Below are 20311 nucleotides of genomic sequence, written 5' to 3'. Positions count from 1 at the left end.
ATTTGGATAGATCACTTGAGCACCATAGATGTCCAGGCTGCTTAAAGCAGCAACAACTGCACCAAAGCGAATTTCTACTCTATCATACACACCACCAGCAGGCAGGGTAGCTTTGAACCTGTTTCCTGAAAGCAGTTGCAGGTTAAGCAGAGAAGAGTTCAGTGGATAAGTACTAACCAGGGTAGTTCCGTTGTATACTTTCACGGTAATTCCGCCCAGCACACTCAGGTCTGCCAGTCCAACCGGTGTAGCCAGGTCCAGACGGATGCTGTCTGTACTTGCACCCGGATTAGCGAAGATCAGACGTTGGTAGCCTGTCGCAGCAACACCAACAGCAAGGTTGATGTGGGTAAAGTTGTTGGCATCTGCGTCTATGGAATTTCCTGGATTCGTAACACCGCATAACAAGCAAAGTAAGCCGTCGATGCCACTTTCCTGTTTTGTCGCCGCGTTACAGTTCGGGTTCACCGGACCTGAAGTCACGGTTACCGTTACCGGTACCCTTGTTGCACTTACACAACCGGCCGCGCTTTGAGCTTCCACATAATAAGTTGTGGTTGCCGAGAGGGCAGGCGTAGTGAAACTTGTACCGTTTGCAATGGCTGCACCACCTGTTGGAGCAGTGTACCAGTTAATGGTATTGCCTGCATCGGCAGTAGCCTGTAAGGTTGCAGTTTGTCCTGGGCTGATAGTTGTACTATTGGTCGTAACCACAGGTAAATTTGTGGCAGGATTTACAGTTACTATAATGGCCGTTCTTGCCGGACTAATGCAACTGCCTTGTGAAGCTTCAACATAGTAAGTTGTTGTAGAAGCTAAAGCTGGAGTTGTAAATGTATTTCCAGTTGCAAGTGCTGTTCCGCCTGTTGAAGCGGCGTACCAACTGTAAGTTACCCCCGTTACCGGATTGCTGATGGTTGCGGTAGCTGTTGAACCAATACAAACTGGTGCAACTGTTGCAACAGTTGGAGAAGCAGGTATAGCCGTAACCGTAATCTTGGCACTGTCTAAGTCAGATTCTCCAGCACAACCCGATTTTTGCGCGGATAAATAATAAGTGTAAGTACCTGGTGCCAGATTGTTATCTACATAAGTTGATCCTGAAGCAGAAGCCAGGGAAACTTTATTGAGGATATTTCCTGTTGATCTGTACCAGTTGTAGGTGAAGTTTGCGTCCGGGTTACTTACAGAAAGAGAAACCTGGTTTCCGCAAACGCTGGCTGTTCCATTTGTCAGACCTCCGAAAGCTGGTTTGGCTACAGTCTGCTGAACCTCATAAACATTTAATCCTCCCGAAAGGAGGTTGCCACCCACAGCAAGTGCGGTATTGATTTTGATCTTCACCCGGTCAAAGGCTGCGCCAGGTTTAAAGAAGATGGGTACTTTTTGTTTATTGGAAAGCAGTCCGAGTAAATCCAGGGAGAGCAGACTGCTCACCGATACTTCTGAGCCCACCGCGGTGTTGCCATTATAGCCTTGAACCGTTATGGTTTTGAATACATCAACGTTAAGTACGCTGGCTGGAATGGATAAAACTACCTTAGCATAATCATTTGCGCCAGACAGACCATTCAGGTAAATAGTTTGGGAAGCCGTAGAACCCAGACCAACCAAGCCGGTTTGTATGGTTGACGAAGTATTCATATCTCCGTCAATAGCTTTTTCAGGATTGAGTAACAGATTGGTTAAAGAAACATTTAATCCTGTAGATTCTCCTATGTTAGTAAAAATAGATGGTGCGCAATTTTGACTGTCCACCGTAAAAGCCTTGTAGATGTTCATGCTGATCGAGGAACCTACGGCAAGGCCAAGCAGGTTTCCTTCAAATCTTAACCTAACACGTACAGAATTATACGGCTGCGTTGAAGTAACTGCGAAGTAATTGTTGCCCGCAGCATCCTTTACGATGTCGGTACTTACATTTGCAGCATCTACCAGGGTTCCGTCACTACCTGCGGAAGCACCTGAATAAACATCAAGCTTAACAAAATTCTTTTTCAGTAGTCCGGTAAGGTCCCCAACTATAGCAAGAAGATCCAAGTTCAGCCCTTGTGAAGTTAGATTATCAAAACGTATATAGGTGGTCTTACCAGTCGCATTTGAAGGGTACTTTAATTGTACCCATGCTTCACCCTCTGCTTTTATAAGGCCAAGTACATTGAGGCACTTTGACGTCAGGGCATAGTTGGGTGCATTGTTGTTGCTCGTGTTACCAAGGTCAACAACTGATCCGGCTGCTGAACCAGGGTTGGTATCAACAGTTGGATTACCTAAAACCGTGTAATACGCAACCAATCCGTTTGACGGAGCAGTGGTTGCATAATTTCTGGTCTGCGCATACGATTTTGAATTTGTCAGCGTTATTACTACTAGACTTAAAAAAATAAATAGTGCATTTTTTAAGCTTTTACGTAGAGTAGAAGTCCATTTCATAGGGATAGGGATTGGAATAATTCTAATTTTACTCGTACAAGTTTAAATATAGATTACTTCGTAACCCCCGTTCGAATTGTTCATTTAAGATTCCTTAGGCTATTCGCCATTCATTTTGTTCATTTTTGAAGTTAAAATGTCTAAATTTTGACGTAATAAACTGATATTTAGCTTTTTAGCTATTGTTCTGTATTTTTTTTCATTTTTTTTATAAAACCAATATTTAATTTCTTTCATATATATTAGTTAAATCTTATTATTAACGCCCCTATTACGTTATTATGGATGAAACATCTGTACTAAATGAATTAAAATCTCTGATATTGTCAAAGGCTGGAATCCGCTCTGTTACCCCTGGAGACTGCAAAAGAATATCAATAGAAATCAGTAAAGCTCTGAATAAAAGCGTTAGCGAAACGACCATAAAAAGACTTTTTGGTTTTGCTGTGGTGAAGCATAATTTTTCTCAGTTTACATTAACAACATTATTTGAATATGTGGATAATGAGAAATTAATCAGGCTGATCCCCCGGGAGAAAAACACTCAGGACAAGGATAAGGATGACTGGGAAAGTTTGAGACATTACGCTGGTAAAACGACTGATTTTACCTTGAAAGGTATTCGGAACAGGTCAGGCCTGCCTTATGAAATGACCATCAGCCGAAAGTTTGCTGAACATGACTTCGAGGAATTTTACAACAGCAACTTCAGTTTCATGTGCTTTATCTCCCAGCCGGGTTACGGAAAAACGACTTTGCTGAGCCATCTGGTAGAAGATTACTTTTATAAAGAAAATGCACCCTATAAAGATTCCAATGTCCTTTTTGTGAAGGCCTATAGCTTTTTTAAGAAAGATGGAGATTATTATGATCTTGAGGCGCAAATTCGGGCCGAGCTTGGAATATCTGCAAAAAAGGACCTGTTTGGTTATCTGCATGAACAGCATCAGGCCCGGGGCGGCAAATTTGTCCTGATTATAGATGGTTTTGCGGATCTCGCTTTGAAAAAGGACATTAAAAATCAGTTGTTCGATAGTATTTTGAATTTTATCTGTGCATTGGACAGTACGAACCTGGTTAAAGTGGTGCTGAGTATGCGTTCCACGTCATGGATCCGTTTTTATGAAAGAATGCGGCATTCTGCTTACCTGAGGGCAAATTGGTTTCAGGGAAATTATTTTGATGTCAATGATGTGTCTAATGTGCCTCCGCTTACAGAGCGGGAAGTTGAGCAGATTATTTCCAATACCGGACATTTTGATCTTGAAAATATTAATCCAAAACTCAAAACCCAATTAAAGTTCCCATTTCATATTCATCTCTACTACCAACTTAAAGAGGAAGATCCTTTTATAAATTATTATACCAATATTGCATTTTATGAATTGGTTTCCAGATTTATCAAGGAGAAGATCTATAAATCTAATTATTATACAGAGAAGATTCTTTTCTTAAAAAAGATCATACAGCTTACAGATTATGGGAAGTCTCAGAATTTTGTAGCCAAAGACTTACTGATAGCCGAGTTGTCTGCATTTAAAAATGCCTATATGGAGCTCTTGTCGGATGGTATCCTGATGGAAGAAAGGCGTTACCAGAATCTTCATCCAAGAGAATTTGTCCGCTTTTTATATCCTCATATTTTTGAATATTTTCTCTTTATTGAACTTTTAGAGAAGTTTAATTTAAATGTTGATGTTTGTTTTTTGGAATATATAGACAAAACCTATAGTAGTAACCATGTCCGATTTATTTTGTTGCAATGGACAGTCAGATATATGGTAAAAACTGCAGATTTTGTAACACTGAGTCATATTTTTAAGTTGGATTTGAATAATTATGAGAGAAATTATTTAATTCTGTTTATTGCTGAAAACTTGAAATATGCCATTAATCTCCACCCTGAAATAAAAGATACCCTAAAAGAGCACCAGCTTCATGATGCCATTATCAAAGAACTCATCAACTTTGATTTTGTAGACTCGTGCTATAAGCAATCTATTATGGTGTTGATTGATATCTGTGACAAAGATGAACATTGGCTGTTGTATCAATCTATCCTTTCTGCATTGGATATTTTAAGCTTGAATAAGGAAAAACTCGAACAAAGAATTATCCAGCTTGAAAGCCGCCAGGACTTATGTGCTTCTTCCTATTTTGATCCGCTGGAGGCCTTGCGTATTGCCTATAACAAGAGTCAGAATATTCCGGTGCATTCCAGCCCGCTACTGGATAAGATTGAAAGTTTTATTGTTACCGAAGATGAACTCAGACCCTTGGTCAATGAGATGGCAGATACCTGGGCAGGTGTGCAGTATATTCTGATGCTTTCCGTAAATACACTGTACGGAACGCCAGAGAAAACCGTGCGGATCATACATTCTATTCAACGTTTACATCCACGCTTGTTCTATAAAAGAGCTCCATTTGCCAGCCATCTGTTGTTATTACTAGCTTTAAATGGTGTTAAATCTGATCAGTGTAAAAAGGCAGAACGGATCAGGCATTTCATTCTTAAGATCTCAAAAGACAGAAACAGTCATGCATTTACGAAATATTCGGAATTGCTGTTTCTGATGCTGAATGCAGAATTGAGTAAGCAGGGAGGAGACTATGTGAGAGCGATTAGCCACGCGGAAGAAGCACTTGTTATTTTTAAAAGAAATGACTTGAACATTCATTGTGTTCAGGTTTATAATTTAATTATTGAAATGTATTCGAAATTAAATGACCTGGCAAAACTGAATGAGTACAGGTATGAGCGGCTTTGCTTTCTTCATGAAAAAGAAATCTCGAAAGAATTATTTCCGCTGGGATTAGAATCTGCCAAGAGAGAATATTAGATTTAATTTCTTTTAGGTTATTTTTATGGATTTTATTGGTAAATAATTTTTCTTTTAATAAGTATTATCTACACTTGAAGGGTATTTTTTCATTATACCCTTTATGAAGTTTAACCGGATTGTATTAACCAGAGTCTCCTGGTTTTGTGTATTGATATTTCTATCATGGGGATTTCAGTGTACTGCCCAGACCTGGATGGCAGGTTTTTCCTGCAGAAAGAAAATTACCTTCAATAAAAATAAAATAGAAGGAAAATCTGTAAAGCTACCCAGTGGGGAAGTGAATTCAGGACTACTGAATTTTCCTGTGCTTATTAGCCTGGAAGGCCCGGAGTTTAAATTTGATGGAGATAGTTTTGATCCGAAAATATCCAATGTGAATGGATTGGATATTGCATTTGCAGATGCTGCAGATCCGGCCATCCCCTTGAATATTCAGCTTGATCATTATGATCCGGTGGCTGGAAAACTAACCTGTTGGGTACAACTTCCTTTTCTGGTTTCGAAAGAAAGCATTACATCTCCCTCAGCGGTTTATTTCTATTACGGGGCTGCTCTGCTCCATGATCCCGATGGTTCTGCTGCACAGGAGCTCTGGCGGGCTGATTACAGAACGATTACACATCTTAATGAAGGTAATGAAGGGAAAATTGGACAAGGCTTGTTCCTGAAGGAGAATTTAACAGAAAAACGGCTTACCGGAAATACGGGGACAGAGTTTTTTTTATCCGCCTGGGTATGGACAGACAAGATTGGACCTGAGCAAATGATCATGACCAATGACAGTACAGGCAAAGGCGGTTATCAGCTGAAATTAAGTATCTCTGGAAATCTGGTTCTCGAAGGCTTCTATGGTTCCCTTCCATCCTGGTCTCTGACCAGTTCTGCAGCTTTATCTTCTGGGATGTGGCATTATATTGCAGCTAAGGTAATCAACGGAGAAGCCCGGCTCTATATAGACGGGGCTACTGTGGCCTCTAAGTCTTCTGTAAACATCAGGCTGGGCATAGGAGGACAAGTGTTTCTGGGGGCTTCAAAACAAAGTAACCTGCATCTGTCAGGCAGGCTGGACGAGGTTCGAATCGGAAAAACCGTGCAGACTTTAGAATGGATAAAAACCGAGTATGAGAACCAGAATAATCCTGCAGGTTTTTATAATATAGGGACAACTGAATTCAGTCCGTTAATTACATCTTCGATATTTACCTTTGTTGGGGGAAAGAACACCTTTTGGGACGAACCGGCCAATTGGGATAAAGGAATAACGCCTTCCGATCACAGCAGTGTCAGGATCAAAGAAGGGAAGACAGTGGAACTGCACAGGAATGTTGTTTTGAATAAATTGTTGCTGGAGAAAAGCTCGGCCCTATATTTCTACGCCGGACTGGAACTGGAGCATTACGCTGAACTTCAGGTAAATTCAGGTCTCTTTTCCGGGGCCGCCGGAGCTATCGTATTCAGATTGAAAGGGAGCCTCGAAAATAACGGAGAGATCTCGTTGGTGAGCAGAGGCAACAAAATCGTTTTTTCCGGTGGTTCTTCAAAAATCATAGTTTCAGGAACAGGTAAGACGAGTACAGCCATACTGGAATTAGACCGCTTATTCCCGGCTGACGAGGTGAGTCTGGAAGGAAGTTTTTATATCCTTGATTTTGTAGATCTGATCAGGGGAAGGTTATATGCAAACGGCTGGTTGGTCTTCTTGTCATCTGCAGAAAGAACAGCCGCATTAGCCGCGCTTAGGACCAGGGAAGCTGAAATTTTGGGAGATGTACAAATACAATGTTTTATTGCAGGTGGATTTCCGGCGCCTTCGAGTGGAAGAGGTTGGAGGCTTTTAAGTTCGCCTGTTTGTACCTCCGGCCTTCAGTACAGTTTTTACGCTTTGAAAAATCGTGTTTTTATCACAGGTCCGGGTGGCGCATTAAACGGTTTCGATCCTTCCTCCAATAATGCAGCGACCCTCTATAATCATGATCAGCACTTGCCGGGAACCCTTTCCCAGAAATACCTGCCAATTCCAAATATGCAGACCCTGCTTCCGTTAGGTAAAGGGTTTTTTATGTTTTCCCGGGGAGACCGGACTGCGCCCGATGCCTACAGCCATCAGGTCCAAAATCCACCCTTTTCCAATGCATCTTCTTATGTGGCGACTTACTCCGGCAGATTGTTTACAGGCAGGCTTGCCATAACGGTTTATAATGAAGACAGCGGGCAGGAAGGGGATGGGTTTAACCTGTTGGGAAACCCCTATGCCGCCGCCATCAGGTGGGGCAGCATTTATAAAGAAAATATAGGCCCCTATGTCTGGTTATATGATCCCTTGAATGGTGCATATAAGGTGAGTGATGATCCGGATGAAGTGATTCCCGTTGGTTCTGGTTTTTTTATTAAAGTTCTCCATGGCTTTAAAAGTGGGAGTATAGTTTTTGATGAAGATTGTAAAATAGATTATAGATAATAGCTATGAGTTTTGAAATGATATTTAAAGGTGTCTTTTATGTGTGGCTTTGGCTGAGTTTTACTGGTCCGTTATGTCTGGCCCAAACCAGGGAAGGGCGGTTAAAAATCACCCTCAGTTGCGGAGATTTTTCCGATCAATGTATTTTGGTTTTTAAGAAAGTTGGAGAGGAGGGGGCTACAGACCGGGATGCACTGAAGATAGGAGAAGGCTATATATCCGTTGCTATACTTGGCCTGAATCAGCAACATTTCAGTATACAGGAAAAGCCGGTTTTAAAGGGGGATACGGACTATGGCTTGTTTGTGAAAGGTTTTCCGTCAGAACATTATCAGCTTCGCATAGAAGGGATGGATGTGCTACTCCAGGATAAGGTAGAAAAGCATCTCCTGACTGTACCTTCCAGTGGCGCGGCCTACCATTTCAGTATGGATATACCTGTGTATTCCAATCCGGAAAGAAGTCGTTTTACTTTACATTTTGAACCCTCTGAAAAGCGGGAAATGCCTATCATAAACCAAGATAAAGTTTTAACGGTTTACCCCAATCCCTGGAAAGAAAAACTCACGATCAGGTTTAAAGAAAGTCCAAAAAGAGACTTTGATGTTTTGATCAGAGACCTGTCAGGAGGCCTGGTGTGGAGCAGGTATTTTAATTATGCGCCTGACCGGAACGAATTCATACTGGACTGTGGCAAGCAAAGTCAGGGCATTTATTTTTTACAAGTTCTGGATGCCTTTCAACACCCGGTTTCCGAAACCATAAAACTTATACACGAATGAAAAGATTACTACTGATGGTATGCTTAGTCTCTGTTGTCTATCCTGCGTTTGCTGAGGATCCTGGACTTCCCGGAGGGGATCCTGATGTACCAATAGACGGAGGTACCGTGGTGCTGCTGGCTGCAGGTATAGCCTATGGTGTCAGGTCGCTAAAGAAAAGGAATGAGCAAAAAAAAGAGGGCTCTTAAGCAAGAAGGCCCTCTTTTTTTAAAATGAAATTATAAATTCCTTCAATTGGTTTCTGTAATATCTTTCCTACACGTACTTCACTGTCTTCACAAACTTTACGGAGGATATCCTGATAGTAATAGGCAATAGAACCAACGAAATGGCAATCCAGGGATCTGTAATTGCTGTAGTCTTTTATATTGGTATCTACAAATTCCTGAAAAACCTCATTCAGGATCTGAGTGATGAAAGGGTGATCGGTATGGTTCACCATGAAACGGCTTAAAGAAGCCAGATAAGTATTTGGAAATGGATTTTGGTAGACATTTGTAATCACCGTTTCCTTGTCAATGTTATACTCTTTTGCAAACAAAACACCAAGCTCTTGTGGCATATGTCCATAGAGATAGCTGGTCACTAATTTCTTTCCCAGATGGGTGCCGGCACCTTCATCCCCAAGTACATAACCCAGGCCATGCTTGCTGCTGTGTACGGTAACACCATCATAGTAAGAAATATTGGAGCCTGTTCCCAAAATGCAGGTCAAACCTTCTTTCTCTCCGCAAGTGGCATAGGCAGAACCCATCAGGTCATGCTCTACACTAATGAAAGCCTTGGTGAAAAACAAAGATAAGCCATTTGAAATGACTTCATGTTTATCCGGGGAAGAACAGCCCGCCCCAAAGAAATAGATTTCTTTAACATCTTCCGGATTAAACCCCAGGTCTTTCTTCCTGGAAAAGAGTTTGAAGATGTCCTGGGCATTTAAAAAATAAGGGTTGATTCCCTGGGTATGGAACCGAACCGGTTCTCCCGAACTGTATCCCATCCAGTCTGTTTTGGACGAACCACTATCTGCAACTAAAATCATTTGATAAATTTAAACATCTTATTGAAGATTCAAAGTACCACTGATTTCTTTTAATGATATTTCAGTCAGTTTAGCCTGATACTGAGCATCTAAAAATCTAATAATGGCTTGAATAGAATTTCTTTGTGCCTCCCTCAGCTCCAAAGGAGCAATACTACCCAGTCTGTATTTGTCCAGGGTGATGCCCAGGTTTTGCCGGGCGATTTCGACATTGTTTGTTTCTACTTTCAGCAGATCAAGGTTGGCCTGATGATTTTGAAAGGCGGTGAGCAATTGGGCTTGAACATCCTGTTTGGTTTTCTCGATGCTCAGTTGCGAAGAAGTTACCTGAACTTTAGCATTCCGTTCATTCTGACGCTGTAAAAATCCATTGAAAATATTCATACTGGCGGTCAGCCCATAGGTAATCCCCTGACCTCTGAATTTTTGGTTAAAACCTGTAGGGTTGGCACTTCTTGAAAATTCGTAACCACTGTTCACACCCACTACAGGATACCGCTGTCCCTTTACTTCTTTCAAGCTGAGCTCTGCAATTTTCTTGCTGATCATTGCATTCTGAAGTTCGGGGTTAAGCTGGAGTGTTTGTTCTTGCAGTTCAGAGAAAACAAAGGTTTTATGGATGTCGATATCTTCATGTACACTAACAGGTGTATTCAAGTCTCTGGCCATGATCTGGTTTAGCGTAACAATGACGTTCTGTAATTGATTCTTCTGTTGCAAATAGGCTGATGTATCCGCATTGTAGTCTACCGTAGCAGCCAGTACGTCAAGTTTAGACCCTTTTCCCAACTGGAGCTTATTATTGGCGATCTTTAAACGGAACCTTGAAATGTCCAGCGTACTGTCTGTAGCAGCGACCAGGCGTTGCTGGCGTGCCACATTATAATAGGTACTGATCACATTGGCTATTGTAGTCAATATCGTCGCTTTGGCATTGACCTCACCTTGCTTTTGCAACTCTTTCAGTTTATCATAAGTAGCAAACATTTTGAAGCCATCAAATATGGTCCAGTCCAGGGCAACACCATAATTGGTACTCGTATTACGTACCCCGTCTGCCACTTTTTCTACGCCGGTAGAACTGGTCTGTACGGTATTTTGCTTACTGCCAGTGGTGCCAAAACTCCCTTGTAAACCTGGCAGGAAACCTGCATTCCCCGGGTTGACATTGTTTTTTGCAATCTGCAGGTTATTGTGGATCAGCTTGATGTCGTAATTGTTTTGCAGGGCTATAGAAATGGCTTCCTGCAAACTGAGTTTAGTCTGTGCCTGTGCGGGCTTAAAGTACAGGAGCACCAACAGGCAAAGGACGAAATTAAATTTTTTCATCAATATATATAGGTTTTTTATCGGTGATGAAGCTATCATGAGTCTGTTTTCATTGTGTTTTGTGAATGTAAACTCATGATGGTTTCATTGGATTCATTTTCTAGTGCAGCCTTTAAAGAGTTTTGAAGATCTGTATTTTCTTTATGTTCTTTAGACCAGTAAGAATAAATTGCCGGAATCACAAAAAGAGTAAGGACCAGGGAAAATACCGTTCCGCCTACAATGACCACCCCCATACCGATCCTGCTTTTTGCAGCGGCACCAAGGGCCATCGCAATCGGTAAAGCCCCAATGGCAATGGCTAAACTGGTCATTAAAATGGGCCTTAACCTGGAAACCGCAGCCTCTCTGATCGCATCATGAACACTTTTGCCTTGTTCTTTCAGCTGGTTGGCAAATTCCACGATCAGGATACCGTTTTTAGTCACTAGTCCAATCAGCATGATGGTTCCGATCTGGCTAAAGATGTTCCAGCTCTGTCCAAATAACCAGAGGGATAAAAAAGCCCCTGCAACAGCCATTGGAACCGTCAGGATGATGATGATGGGGTCTTTGAAACTTTCAAACTGGGCCGCCAGGATCAAGTAAACCAATAATAAAGCAAGTCCAAAGGCAAAGCTGGTATTGGAGGCACTTTCCCTGAAATCGCGGGATTCACCACCCAGGTCTGTAGAAAAACTCTCATCGAGTACTTTCGCCGAAATCCTGTCCATAGCATCTATTCCTTCTCCTATACTTTTTCCGGGTGCCAGACCGGCAGATACAGTAGCCGCAGTAAAACGGTTGTTCCGGTACAACTGAGGTGGACTGCTTTCTTCTTTAGCTGTTACCAGGTTGTCAATCTGGATCAGTTCATTCTTGTCGTTTCTGACATATACCGAGCTCAGGTCCAGAGGGTCCTTACGGTCCGCCACCTCAAATTGACCAATCACCTGGTACTGTTTCCCGTTCATGAAAAAGTAGGAAAAACGCTGGCCGCTCAGGCCAAGTTGCAAGGCAAGTCCAATATCCTGTACAGATACCCCCAGGTTTTTCGCCTTAGCCCGGTCGATGGTCAGGTCGATTTCTGGTTTATTGAATTTCAGGTTCACATCTGAAGTGGTAAAAGTAGGGTCCTTGGAAACCTCATCCATAAACAAAGGCACCTTTTCCCGAAGCTTGTCGAAGTTCTGGGCCTGGATGATATAGTTGATGGGCAAGCCCCCCCGGCGTCCCACAGAAATGGTCGGTTGCTGGGTTACGACCACTTTGCCTTCCGTATATTTTCTGGTGATCTTGGTCAGTTTTGTTGCAATTTCAGCCTGACTTCTGTTGCGTTCATCAGGATCAGTTAAGCCCATTCTGACAAAACCACTATTGGTTGAAGCTGTTCCGCCAAAGCCTGGTGAAGTGATGGTAATATTCACTTTCTTTTCCGGAACAGAGTCCGCCACCATTTGTGAAATCTTCATCATGAACTGGTCCGTATAGGCAAAGGAAGCACCTTCTGGCGTAGTTACATTCAGGTTGATAGCGCTTCTGTCATCGTATGGTGCAGTTTCTTTAGGCAGGATTTTCCAGAACAGGACAATGAGGCCCATACAAATGATAATGATTGGGGCGGCCAGCCATCTTTTGTTCAGGAATTTATTCAGTTTATCTGCATAAGTATCATTAAGCTTTACAAAATAAGGTTCTGTAAAATTGTAGAACCTTGATTTTTTGTGCCCTGTCTTTTTCATCAGGTAGGCGTTCAGCATAGGGGTTAAAGTCAGCGAAACAAAGGCCGAAATCAATACCGCGGCACCGATCACGATTCCAAATTCCCGGAACAGGCGTCCCACAAAACCCTGCAGAAAGATCACCGGCAAAAACACAGCAGCGAGGGTGATGGAAATGGAAATTACCGCAAAGAAAATCTCATTGGAACCTTTTATAGCCGCCTCGAAAGGAGAATAACCTTCCTCCACCTTTTTAAAGATGTTTTCGGTCACCACAATACCATCATCTACCACCAAACCTGTGGCCAGTACGATAGCCAGCAAGGACAAAACATTAATGGAGAAACCAAAAATGTACATCACAAAAAAGGTAAACACCAGGGAAACCGGGATGTCAATGAGGGGCCTGAAGGCGATGGCCCAATCCCTGAAGAACAGGTAAATGATCAGGATCACCAGAACAAGGGAAAGGATGATTGTTTCCGCGACTTCGGTTACCGAACTCTTGATGAATTTGGTGGTGTCGAGGGAAATGTTCAGCTTAATGTCCTGTGGGACATCTTTTTTGAGCTGTTCAAAACGTTTGTAAAATTCTTTAGAGATGTCAAGGTAATTCGCGCCTGGCTGTGGAACCAATCCTACAGCAACCATCGGTTTGCCCGACTCCCTTAAAATGGTTTCTTCATTTTCAGAACCCAGTTCGGCATAACCTACATCTTTCAGTTTTACGACTTGATCCAGGTCGTTCTTTAAGATCAGATTGTTGAATTCCTCTTCATTGGTTAGTTTTCCAAGGGTTTTGATGACAAGTTCAGTACTGGCACCGGTAATCTTTCCGGAAGGCAATTCCACATTTTCCTTGTCCAGTGCCGATACAATGTCTTGTGGGGTTAAGCCGTAGGAAGCCAGCTTATTCGGGTTGATCCGGATGCGCATGGCATATTTTCTTTGCCCCTGGATCTGTACTGTACTTACACCTGTAATGGTTTGAAGACGGTCTGCAATAACATTTTCCGCGTAATCGCTCAATTGCATTACATTTCGTTTATCACTCTGAATGGTCATCGTGATCACTGCATCTGAATTCGCATCTGCTTTGGAAACGACCGGGTTACCGTCAATATCCTTTGGTAAACTCCTGGCGGCCTGTGAAACTTTATCCCGCACATCATTTGCGGCATCATCAATGTTTTTATCCAGGTTAAATTCAATCGTAATGTTACTGCTTCCCTGGTTACTTGAAGAAGAAATATTTCTGATCCCATCTATACCGTTGATGGATTTTTCCAGTGGTTCGGTGATCTGGGATTCAATAATGTCTGCATTGGCACCCGGATAAGAAGTTCTTACGTTTACAATGGTAGGGTCGATATTGGGGTACTCTCTGACGCCAAGGAAATTGTAGCCGATCACCCCAAAAAGCAGGATCATCAGGTTCATCACAATCGCCAGAACGGGCCTTTTTATACTCGTGGTTGATATACTCATTTTGCTAACCTTAATTTTTAGTAAGCGTTACTTTTACCGGAGCATCTGGTTTCAGGGCCATCGCACCTGTTGTCAATACCGTATCGCCAACATTTAATCCAGAGGTGATCACAATAGATTCAGCGGTCCGTGTACCTGCTTCAACAGGAACCTGTTTTGCCTTCCCGTTTTTGACAATATAAACTGTCTTTCCCTTGAGTACCGGAATAATGGCCTCATTAGGGACCAAGATGGCATTTTCCAGTGTAGATAAAGACAATTGGACCTTCGCAAATGCGCCTGGAAGCAGCTCATTGTTTGGATTGGGCGCCAGAGCTTTGATTTGCAGGGTCCTGGTTTGGGTATTGATTCCTGGTTCCAGGGCAAATACTTTTGCGGTATAGGTTTTCGGTGAACCTTCTGTTTTAAACTTTATGTCAGAGTTCACTTTGATTTGTCCTGAATATTTTTCTGGTACGGAGAAACTAATCTTAACGGGGTTAATGCTGAGTAGATTGGCAATAACCCGGGTTGGTGCAAGGTAATCTCCAACGGAAATAGATCTAAGGCCGATTTTGCCGCTGAAGGGGGCGAGAATAGAAGTTTTGGCCAGTTGTGCCCTTATCAGTTGAGTTTGGGCCCTCAGCGAAAGCAAGTCTGCAAGTGCCGTATCATATTCCTCCTGGCTGATGGCTCCTTTTTGCAGTAACTGTTTTGCCCGGCCTTCCACGGTGGCAGAAAGTTTTTCTTTGGTAAGTGCCTGTTGTAGCTGGGCCTGGATATCCCTGTCGTTGATCTTCACCAGTAAAGTCCCTTTCGTTACATTGGTGCCCTCTTTGAAATAGATACCGGTCACCAATCCGGAAACCTCACTTTGAAGTGCTACAGATTCGTTGGCATCTATAGCTCCTGTGATCTCCAGATCGTTGTTGAAAGAAATGGTTTTTACAACATATCCATTCACATTGAGGTGTTGCCCGGCACCTTTTTTGCCTTTATCCGAGCCTTTTCCCATTGAAGCACCCTCTGCTGCAAGTTTCTTGTTGGCAGAGATGCGGTAATAAACCAGATAGCTTATGCCAAGAACAATCCCTGCATAAATAAGATATTTAACCTTCATATTATTTGTGTGGTGTGCGATTTAAATACAAAAATATTCAAATATGTCACTGTGTATCTGTTGTATTAAGTATGTTACAGCCTCTTTTGAGATTTAAATCCAAAAAGAAGAGATAAATTATAAATTTGCTTCCCTACAAAACAACTTATTATAAGGAAACAATTACATTCAAAAGAAGGTCATTGCACACACAGGGGCTTTTAAGAAACAGATGGAAATGAAGAAATCGTTAGCAGGATTAGTAATATTACTAGCATTAGGAATGACAGCAAGTTCACAGGTTAAAATTGGTTTTGAAGTTAGCTTCAAAGAGCCGCAGGCACATTATGCGGAGGTAGAGATGAACATCTCGGGGATAAACAAGGATTATATAGATGTGAAAATGCCGGTATGGGCGCCGGGTTCCTATCTGGTGCGGGAATTTGCCAAGCAAGTTGAAGGTTTTAGTGCAACTGCCGGTGGAAAACAGGCAAAGTTTGAGAAAGTAAGAAAAAATACCTGGAGGGTCTATACTTCCAAGGCCAGCGCTTTAAAAATCAATTACCGGGTTTATGGTTTTGAAATCTCAGTTCGTACACCTTTTATTGATGATACACATGCTTTTCTGTCTTCAACAGGGATTTTCATGTATCCTGAGGGGATGCTGAAACAGCCGAGTACAGTAAAGATCATTCCGTTCAAGGAATGGAGCAAAGTGTCTACCGGACTGGAGCCTGTTGCAGGGGAGCAATTTACCTATCGTGCAGCAGATTTTGATATCCTGTTTGACAGCCCGATTGAAGTAGGTAACCAGGATGTTTTTGAGTTCATGGCAGCGGGGGTAAAGCACGAAGTAGCGATGTATGGTGGTGGAAATTACGATGCTTCCCGTCTAAAAACAGATATGGCAAAAATTGTAGAAAGTGCAACGGCTGTATATGGAGAAAACCCGAATAAGCATTATACATTTATTGTACATAATTATGCGCAGGCCGGAGGTGGTCTGGAACATCTGAACTCTACGGTATTGGGGGCTTCGCGTAACCAGTATGCATCAGAAGAAGGATATAAAGGCTTTTTAGGTCTTGTTGCTCATGAATATCACCATTTATGGAATGTGAAACGTCTTCGTCCGGTGGCCTTAGGCCCCTTTGATTATGACAATGAAAACTATACGACCAATCTTTGGGTGGCGGAAGGATTTACGGCTTATTACGAAAATAAGTTCATGTTGCGTTCAGGTTTTGTAACTCCTGAGGAGTTTACAGCCAATCTGGCCAGTGCGGTCGCTGCTGTTGAAAATACTCCGGGTGCAAAAGTCCAGTCTGCTGCTGCTTCCAGCTATGATGCCTGGATCAAGTATTACAGACCGAACGAAAACTCGAATAATACGGGAGTTTCCTACTATAGTAAAGGCGAAGTGATTGGTCTGATTATGGATTTGGAGATCGCGAAGGCAACAAAAGGAGCCAAAAGCCTGGATGATGTCATGAAGGCGATGTACCTGCAATGCAAAACCTTAAAAAGAGGTTATACCGACGCTGAATTTAAGGCCATGGTAGAGAAGATCAGTGGACAGAGCTTTACAGATTTCTGGGCCAAATATGTCAATGGAACAACACCAGTTGAATACGATAAGTATTTTGGTTATGTAGGTATTAAAGTGAAAAATGAAAATGAAGGCAAAAGTATTCCTTACCTGGGGGTTACTTCTGTTAAGAAAGAAGGCCGTATCTTCATTACTGCAGTTTCCCGTAATTCTGCTGCCTGGACAGACGGGTTGAATGTGAATGACGAGATCCTGAGTATTGATGGTAACGCGGTTGAATCATCTGTTGAGCGTATGCCGGCCATCACGGGTAAGAATGTTGGTGATGTAGTGCAGATTAATGTGGGCAGGGATGGGATTCAAAGGGTTTTTAAAGTGACGCTGAAGGCGAATCCTAATCTAAAGCTGGTCCCGGTAGCTGCTGAGGCGAGTACGGAACAATTGCAGGTGAGAAAAGGCTGGATGGGAATTTAGGATTTTCAGATGCTTGTGGTTGAGATGGTTAGTTGAATTGGGATGGCATGAAAAAAGGGCGGTAACTGAGAAGTTACCGCCCCTTTTTATAGGTAGATGATCGTTTTTTTAAAAGGTGAAGCGGATAGACAGACCTAAGCCTGATCCGTCAAATTCTGTGTCTGGCGCCAGGGCAATGGCAGGTTTCCAGTCTAGTGAAAGGTTGATAGGTGCATCTACAAATTTGTAATCCAAGCCTATAACGCCGTCAACCGACAGGTAAAGGTCTCTTGAGTTGGTTGGTTTGTATTTGGCGGAACCTATTGTACCACCGATACCATAATACCAGCCTAAACCTTGAACATCCTGAATTTTGTTGTTGATCTCATATAAACCGGTTAAACGGAAGTATTTGTAATCGTCATGGGATCTGAAATTGGCAATAAGGTCTAGCATTTTGTTAGAACCAAGGCTGGTTTTGAAGGTTACGCCGTTTGCGGTTCCAAACCGACCACCAATTGCATTTTGATAATCCTGTGCTTTAGAGGTCGAAATCATGGCAACTGAAGCCATTACGGTTAAAAATAGAATAGTAAGTGTTTTTTTCATCATATGAATTTGTGTGGGTAATCGGTTTACCCACTGTGCAAATATTGTGCCGCTCAAGGGAAACAGATCAAAAAAAGGACGTAAAGAGGAGTTGAATGAGAAGGGAATTATGTCGGAAAATTCTGTACAGCTGCTTCAAGACTAACGATATCAGGCGGGCTGAAGAGCCCGCAGATCTCTGAGGTCTTTCCGCAGCGTACGAGAATTTTCCGTAGCAAATTGCAGAGGAGGGAGGTAACCGGGCAGGGCGCAGAGGTTCAGGAAAGGGGGTTGGTGTTGTCTCTGATTTTTCCGGTCCAGGTACAGTTTTGGTTCTGTCCTGGCTTAAACTCAGAGCAGCGTTAGTCCGGTGTGAGTCCGGAGTAAGTCCGGGTTTTTGCAGAAAAACCCGGACTTACTCTGCTCTAATCAGGCACTAAATCCGGAGTGAGTTTAAGCCAGAGCTGGATCCGGTCTGAGCCATGTATAACCTTGGAGAATTCCATCAATTTTCTGCGCCCCTTCCCGGACTCTCCTCCCAGCTTAAGCACCATGAAAACGTCAATATTACTCAGAGGAGACCTCAGCTTTGAAGCAAGACGCGCAGCGGCGCGAAAAGCGTTAGTCTCCGAAGAGTATATTGACGTTTTGCGAAAGCTTAACTATTATTTTAAATACCAACTTTCTTACATGGAGACCGTTTTTTTAAAATTTTAAATTGTTAGATTTGAGAAACACAGTTTCTGTAAAACTCTAATCAGATAAAATCTATGCCTGTAACGATAAAAAGAGTATTTGATCTCCTCCAGTATAATTTAGAAAAATTTCCTAAAGAAGTGTTTGTCAGCGGTAAATTAGAAGGGAAATGGAAAACGCACAGTACAGCGCAATTTGTTGATGTGGTAAATAACCTTAGCAAGGGGTTGATCCGGAAAGGTTTTGGAAAAGAATCCAGGATTGGTGTGATGTCGCACAACAGACCGGAATGGAACATCACCGATTTTGCCATTATGCAGATTGGGGCTTATCAGATTCCGTTATACCCTACACTGGCCGAACATGATATACAATTTATCCTGAAGGATGCGGAAGTAAGCCTGATGTTTGTTGCAGATGAGGCCCTTTATAAAAAAGTAAAAAGTGTTGCAGACAGCCTGGAACAGAAAATAGAAATCTATACCCTGGACAAAGTTGAAGGTGCACATCACTGGGAGGCTTTAACTGAAGAAGGTGCAAAACAGGATATTAACCTGGACGAATACCGGGCTGCCGTTACTTCTGAAGATATTCTGACCCTGATCTATACTTCAGGTACCACAGGAACACCTAAAGGAGTTATGCTCACCCATGATAACCTGGTAAAGAATTTTGAAAATTCAGCGGTGTTATTGCCTGAGGGTATCCACAAAGGCCTGAGCTTTTTGCCGCTTTCCCACATTTTTGAACGCATGATTGTTTACCTGTATTTCTACACCAATGTGTCCGTTTATTATGCCGAGAGCATGGATACCATCGTTGCGGACATCCAGCATGTAAAGCCAAATGCCTTTTCTACTGTTCCAAGACTGCTGGAAAAAGTCTATGAAAAGATCATGGAAAAAGGAAAAGAACTGACTGGGATCAAAAGAGGGATCTTTTTCTGGTCCGTTGCCCTGGCAGAGAAATTTGAGACGGAAAGAACCTGGTTTTACAACTTTAAGCTTGATATTGCCAGGAAACTGGTTTTTAAAAAATGGCAGGAAGCTCTTGGTGGGAATATCATTGTTATTGTTTCCGGAGGTGCGGCACTAAATCCAAGACTGGCCAGGATATTTTGGGCAGCCGATATGCCGGTATTTGAAGGCTATGGTCTGACCGAAACTTCTCCCGTGATCACAGTGAACCATTTTGATAATACCATGTTTGGAACTGTTGGGCCGGCTATTAATGGCGTGGAAATTAAAATTGCCGAAGACGGAGAAGTACTGGCCCGGGGACATGATATTATGAAAGGATATTACCGTCGCGATGATTTGACTGCAGAAACAATAGATAAAGACGGCTGGTTCCATACCGGTGATATCGGGGAAATTGTGGGCGGACGCTTCCTGAAAATTACAGACCGCAAGAAAGAAATCTTTAAAACCGCAGGAGGCAAATATGTGGCTCCACAGATGCTGGAAAATAAATTTAAGGAAACCCCGCTGGTAGAGCAGGTCATGGTACTTGGAGAAAACCGGAAGTTTCCATCGGCGTTGATTGTGCCGAATTTTCCTGCTTTGAAAACCTGGGCCGGTAAAAAGGGGATCAGCTATACCACAGACGAGGAAATGATCAAACATCCGCAGGTACTGGAAAAATTTGAGCAGATTGTACAGTTCAGTTCTAAGGAATTTGGAAAATGGGAGCAAGTGAAGCGTTTTGCCCTGCTTTCTAAAGCATGGAGCATTGATGGCGGAGAGCTGACACCAAAGTTGAGTTTGAAAAGAAAGGTAATTCTGGAAAAGAATAACGCCGTTATTGAAAAGATATATAAAGATGCTGAGAACTATAAAGCGTAGTCCGGTTGCCGTAGTTACGGCTTTGTTT

The 20311-nt window shown here is 42.5% G+C and carries 12 protein-coding genes and 1 pseudogene; 6 read left to right on the top strand and 7 right to left on the bottom strand.

The genetic code is table 11. From position 1 onward, the window contains the following. Nucleotides 1-2433 (bottom strand): annotated as a pseudogene (locus R2S08_RS25305) (hypothetical protein); the annotation flags it as partial. A gap of 99 nt (nucleotides 2434-2532) precedes the next feature. After that, the gene (locus R2S08_RS25300; protein WP_316837727.1) at nucleotides 2533-2670 is read right to left on the bottom strand and encodes a hypothetical protein; all 138 of its coding nucleotides are present in this window, start codon (nucleotides 2668-2670) and stop codon (nucleotides 2533-2535) included. Nucleotides 2671-2714: 44 nt separating this feature from the next. On the opposite strand from R2S08_RS25300, the gene R2S08_RS25295 reads away from it, so the two are divergent. From R2S08_RS25295 to R2S08_RS25280, 4 genes are all read left to right on the top strand, one after another. Next, the gene (locus R2S08_RS25295; RefSeq protein ID WP_316837726.1) at nucleotides 2715-5276 is read left to right on the top strand and encodes an ATP-binding protein; all 2562 of its coding nucleotides are present in this window, start codon (nucleotides 2715-2717) and stop codon (nucleotides 5274-5276) included. Between the two features lie 103 nt (nucleotides 5277-5379). Further along, nucleotides 5380-7737, top strand: a complete 2358-nt coding sequence (locus R2S08_RS25290) for a LamG-like jellyroll fold domain-containing protein (protein ID WP_316837725.1) — start codon at nucleotides 5380-5382, stop codon at nucleotides 7735-7737. Nucleotides 7738-7742: 5 nt separating this feature from the next. Then, nucleotides 7743-8519, top strand: a complete 777-nt coding sequence (locus R2S08_RS25285; protein WP_316837724.1) for a T9SS type A sorting domain-containing protein — start codon at nucleotides 7743-7745, stop codon at nucleotides 8517-8519. Then, the gene (locus tag R2S08_RS25280) at nucleotides 8516-8707 is read left to right on the top strand and encodes a PID-CTERM protein-sorting domain-containing protein (protein WP_316837723.1); all 192 of its coding nucleotides are present in this window, start codon (nucleotides 8516-8518) and stop codon (nucleotides 8705-8707) included. Before R2S08_RS25285 ends, R2S08_RS25280 begins: the two co-directional genes overlap by 4 nt. On the opposite strand, the gene R2S08_RS25275 is transcribed toward R2S08_RS25280, so the two are convergent. Genes R2S08_RS25275 through R2S08_RS25260 form a run of 4 tightly spaced genes read right to left on the bottom strand, consistent with a single transcriptional unit; the run spans nucleotide 8704 to nucleotide 15174 of the window. Further along, nucleotides 8704-9558 (bottom strand): N-acetylglucosamine kinase, encoded by an 855-nt coding sequence (locus tag R2S08_RS25275; protein WP_316837722.1) that lies wholly within the window; start codon nucleotides 9556-9558, stop codon nucleotides 8704-8706. The two genes, R2S08_RS25280 and R2S08_RS25275, sit on opposite strands and share 4 nt — an antisense overlap. 18 nt (nucleotides 9559-9576) lie before the next feature. Then, on the bottom strand, nucleotides 9577-10887 hold the full coding sequence (locus R2S08_RS25270; protein ID WP_316837721.1) for a TolC family protein: 1311 nt from the start codon (nucleotides 10885-10887) through the stop codon (nucleotides 9577-9579). Between the two features lie 35 nt (nucleotides 10888-10922). Then, a complete protein-coding gene (locus R2S08_RS25265; RefSeq protein ID WP_316837720.1) occupies nucleotides 10923-14075 on the bottom strand; it encodes an efflux RND transporter permease subunit in 3153 nt (1050 codons plus the stop codon). A 10-nt stretch (nucleotides 14076-14085) separates the two neighbouring features. Then, entirely contained in the window at nucleotides 14086-15174 is a 1089-nt protein-coding gene (locus R2S08_RS25260; protein ID WP_316837719.1) for an efflux RND transporter periplasmic adaptor subunit, read from the bottom strand. Between the two features lie 217 nt (nucleotides 15175-15391). Here R2S08_RS25260 and R2S08_RS25255 point away from each other — a divergent pair, with 217 nt between their 5' ends. Next, on the top strand, nucleotides 15392-17176 hold the full coding sequence (locus R2S08_RS25255) for a M61 family metallopeptidase (protein WP_316837718.1): 1785 nt from the start codon (nucleotides 15392-15394) through the stop codon (nucleotides 17174-17176). Between the two features lie 108 nt (nucleotides 17177-17284). Here the strand turns inward: R2S08_RS25255 and R2S08_RS25250 are convergent, their stop codons facing one another. Next, nucleotides 17285-17767 (bottom strand): hypothetical protein, encoded by a 483-nt coding sequence (locus R2S08_RS25250; protein WP_316837717.1) that lies wholly within the window; start codon nucleotides 17765-17767, stop codon nucleotides 17285-17287. Between the two features lie 746 nt (nucleotides 17768-18513). Here R2S08_RS25250 and R2S08_RS25245 point away from each other — a divergent pair. Beyond that, nucleotides 18514-20283 carry a long-chain fatty acid--CoA ligase gene (locus R2S08_RS25245; protein ID WP_316837716.1) on the top strand — a complete coding sequence of 590 codons (1770 nt, stop codon included), beginning with the start codon at nucleotides 18514-18516 and terminating at the stop codon, nucleotides 20281-20283. Nucleotides 20284-20311: the final 28 nt, after the last annotated feature.

Source organism: Pedobacter nutrimenti (assembly GCF_032678445.1).
Taxonomy (GTDB): domain Bacteria; phylum Bacteroidota; class Bacteroidia; order Sphingobacteriales; family Sphingobacteriaceae; genus Pedobacter; species Pedobacter nutrimenti_A.
The sequence above is the reverse complement of the archived record's forward strand: the minus strand, read 5'-3'. Positions and strand labels throughout refer to the sequence as shown.

Excerpts from the sequence above, each read along its gene's own strand:
- R2S08_RS25275 (WP_316837722.1), bottom strand. The coding sequence starts at position 9,558 with ATGATTTTAGTTGCAGATAGTGGTTCGTCCAAAACAGACTGGATGGGA.
- R2S08_RS25245 (WP_316837716.1), top strand. The coding sequence starts at position 18,514 with ATGCCTGTAACGATAAAAAGAGTATTTGATCTCCTCCAGTATAATTTA.
- R2S08_RS25270 (WP_316837721.1), bottom strand. The coding sequence starts at position 10,887 with ATGAAAAAATTTAATTTCGTCCTTTGCCTGTTGGTGCTCCTGTACTTT.
- R2S08_RS25265 (WP_316837720.1), bottom strand. The coding sequence starts at position 14,075 with ATGAGTATATCAACCACGAGTATAAAAAGGCCCGTTCTGGCGATTGTG.
- R2S08_RS25250 (WP_316837717.1), bottom strand. The coding sequence starts at position 17,767 with ATGATGAAAAAAACACTTACTATTCTATTTTTAACCGTAATGGCTTCA.
- R2S08_RS25295 (WP_316837726.1), top strand. The coding sequence starts at position 2,715 with ATGGATGAAACATCTGTACTAAATGAATTAAAATCTCTGATATTGTCA.
- R2S08_RS25290 (WP_316837725.1), top strand. The coding sequence starts at position 5,380 with ATGAAGTTTAACCGGATTGTATTAACCAGAGTCTCCTGGTTTTGTGTA.
- R2S08_RS25260 (WP_316837719.1), bottom strand. The coding sequence starts at position 15,174 with ATGAAGGTTAAATATCTTATTTATGCAGGGATTGTTCTTGGCATAAGC.
- R2S08_RS25255 (WP_316837718.1), top strand. The coding sequence starts at position 15,392 with ATGAAGAAATCGTTAGCAGGATTAGTAATATTACTAGCATTAGGAATG.
- R2S08_RS25300 (WP_316837727.1), bottom strand. The coding sequence starts at position 2,670 with ATGAAAGAAATTAAATATTGGTTTTATAAAAAAAATGAAAAAAAATAC.
- R2S08_RS25285 (WP_316837724.1), top strand. The coding sequence starts at position 7,743 with ATGAGTTTTGAAATGATATTTAAAGGTGTCTTTTATGTGTGGCTTTGG.
- R2S08_RS25280 (WP_316837723.1), top strand. The coding sequence starts at position 8,516 with ATGAAAAGATTACTACTGATGGTATGCTTAGTCTCTGTTGTCTATCCT.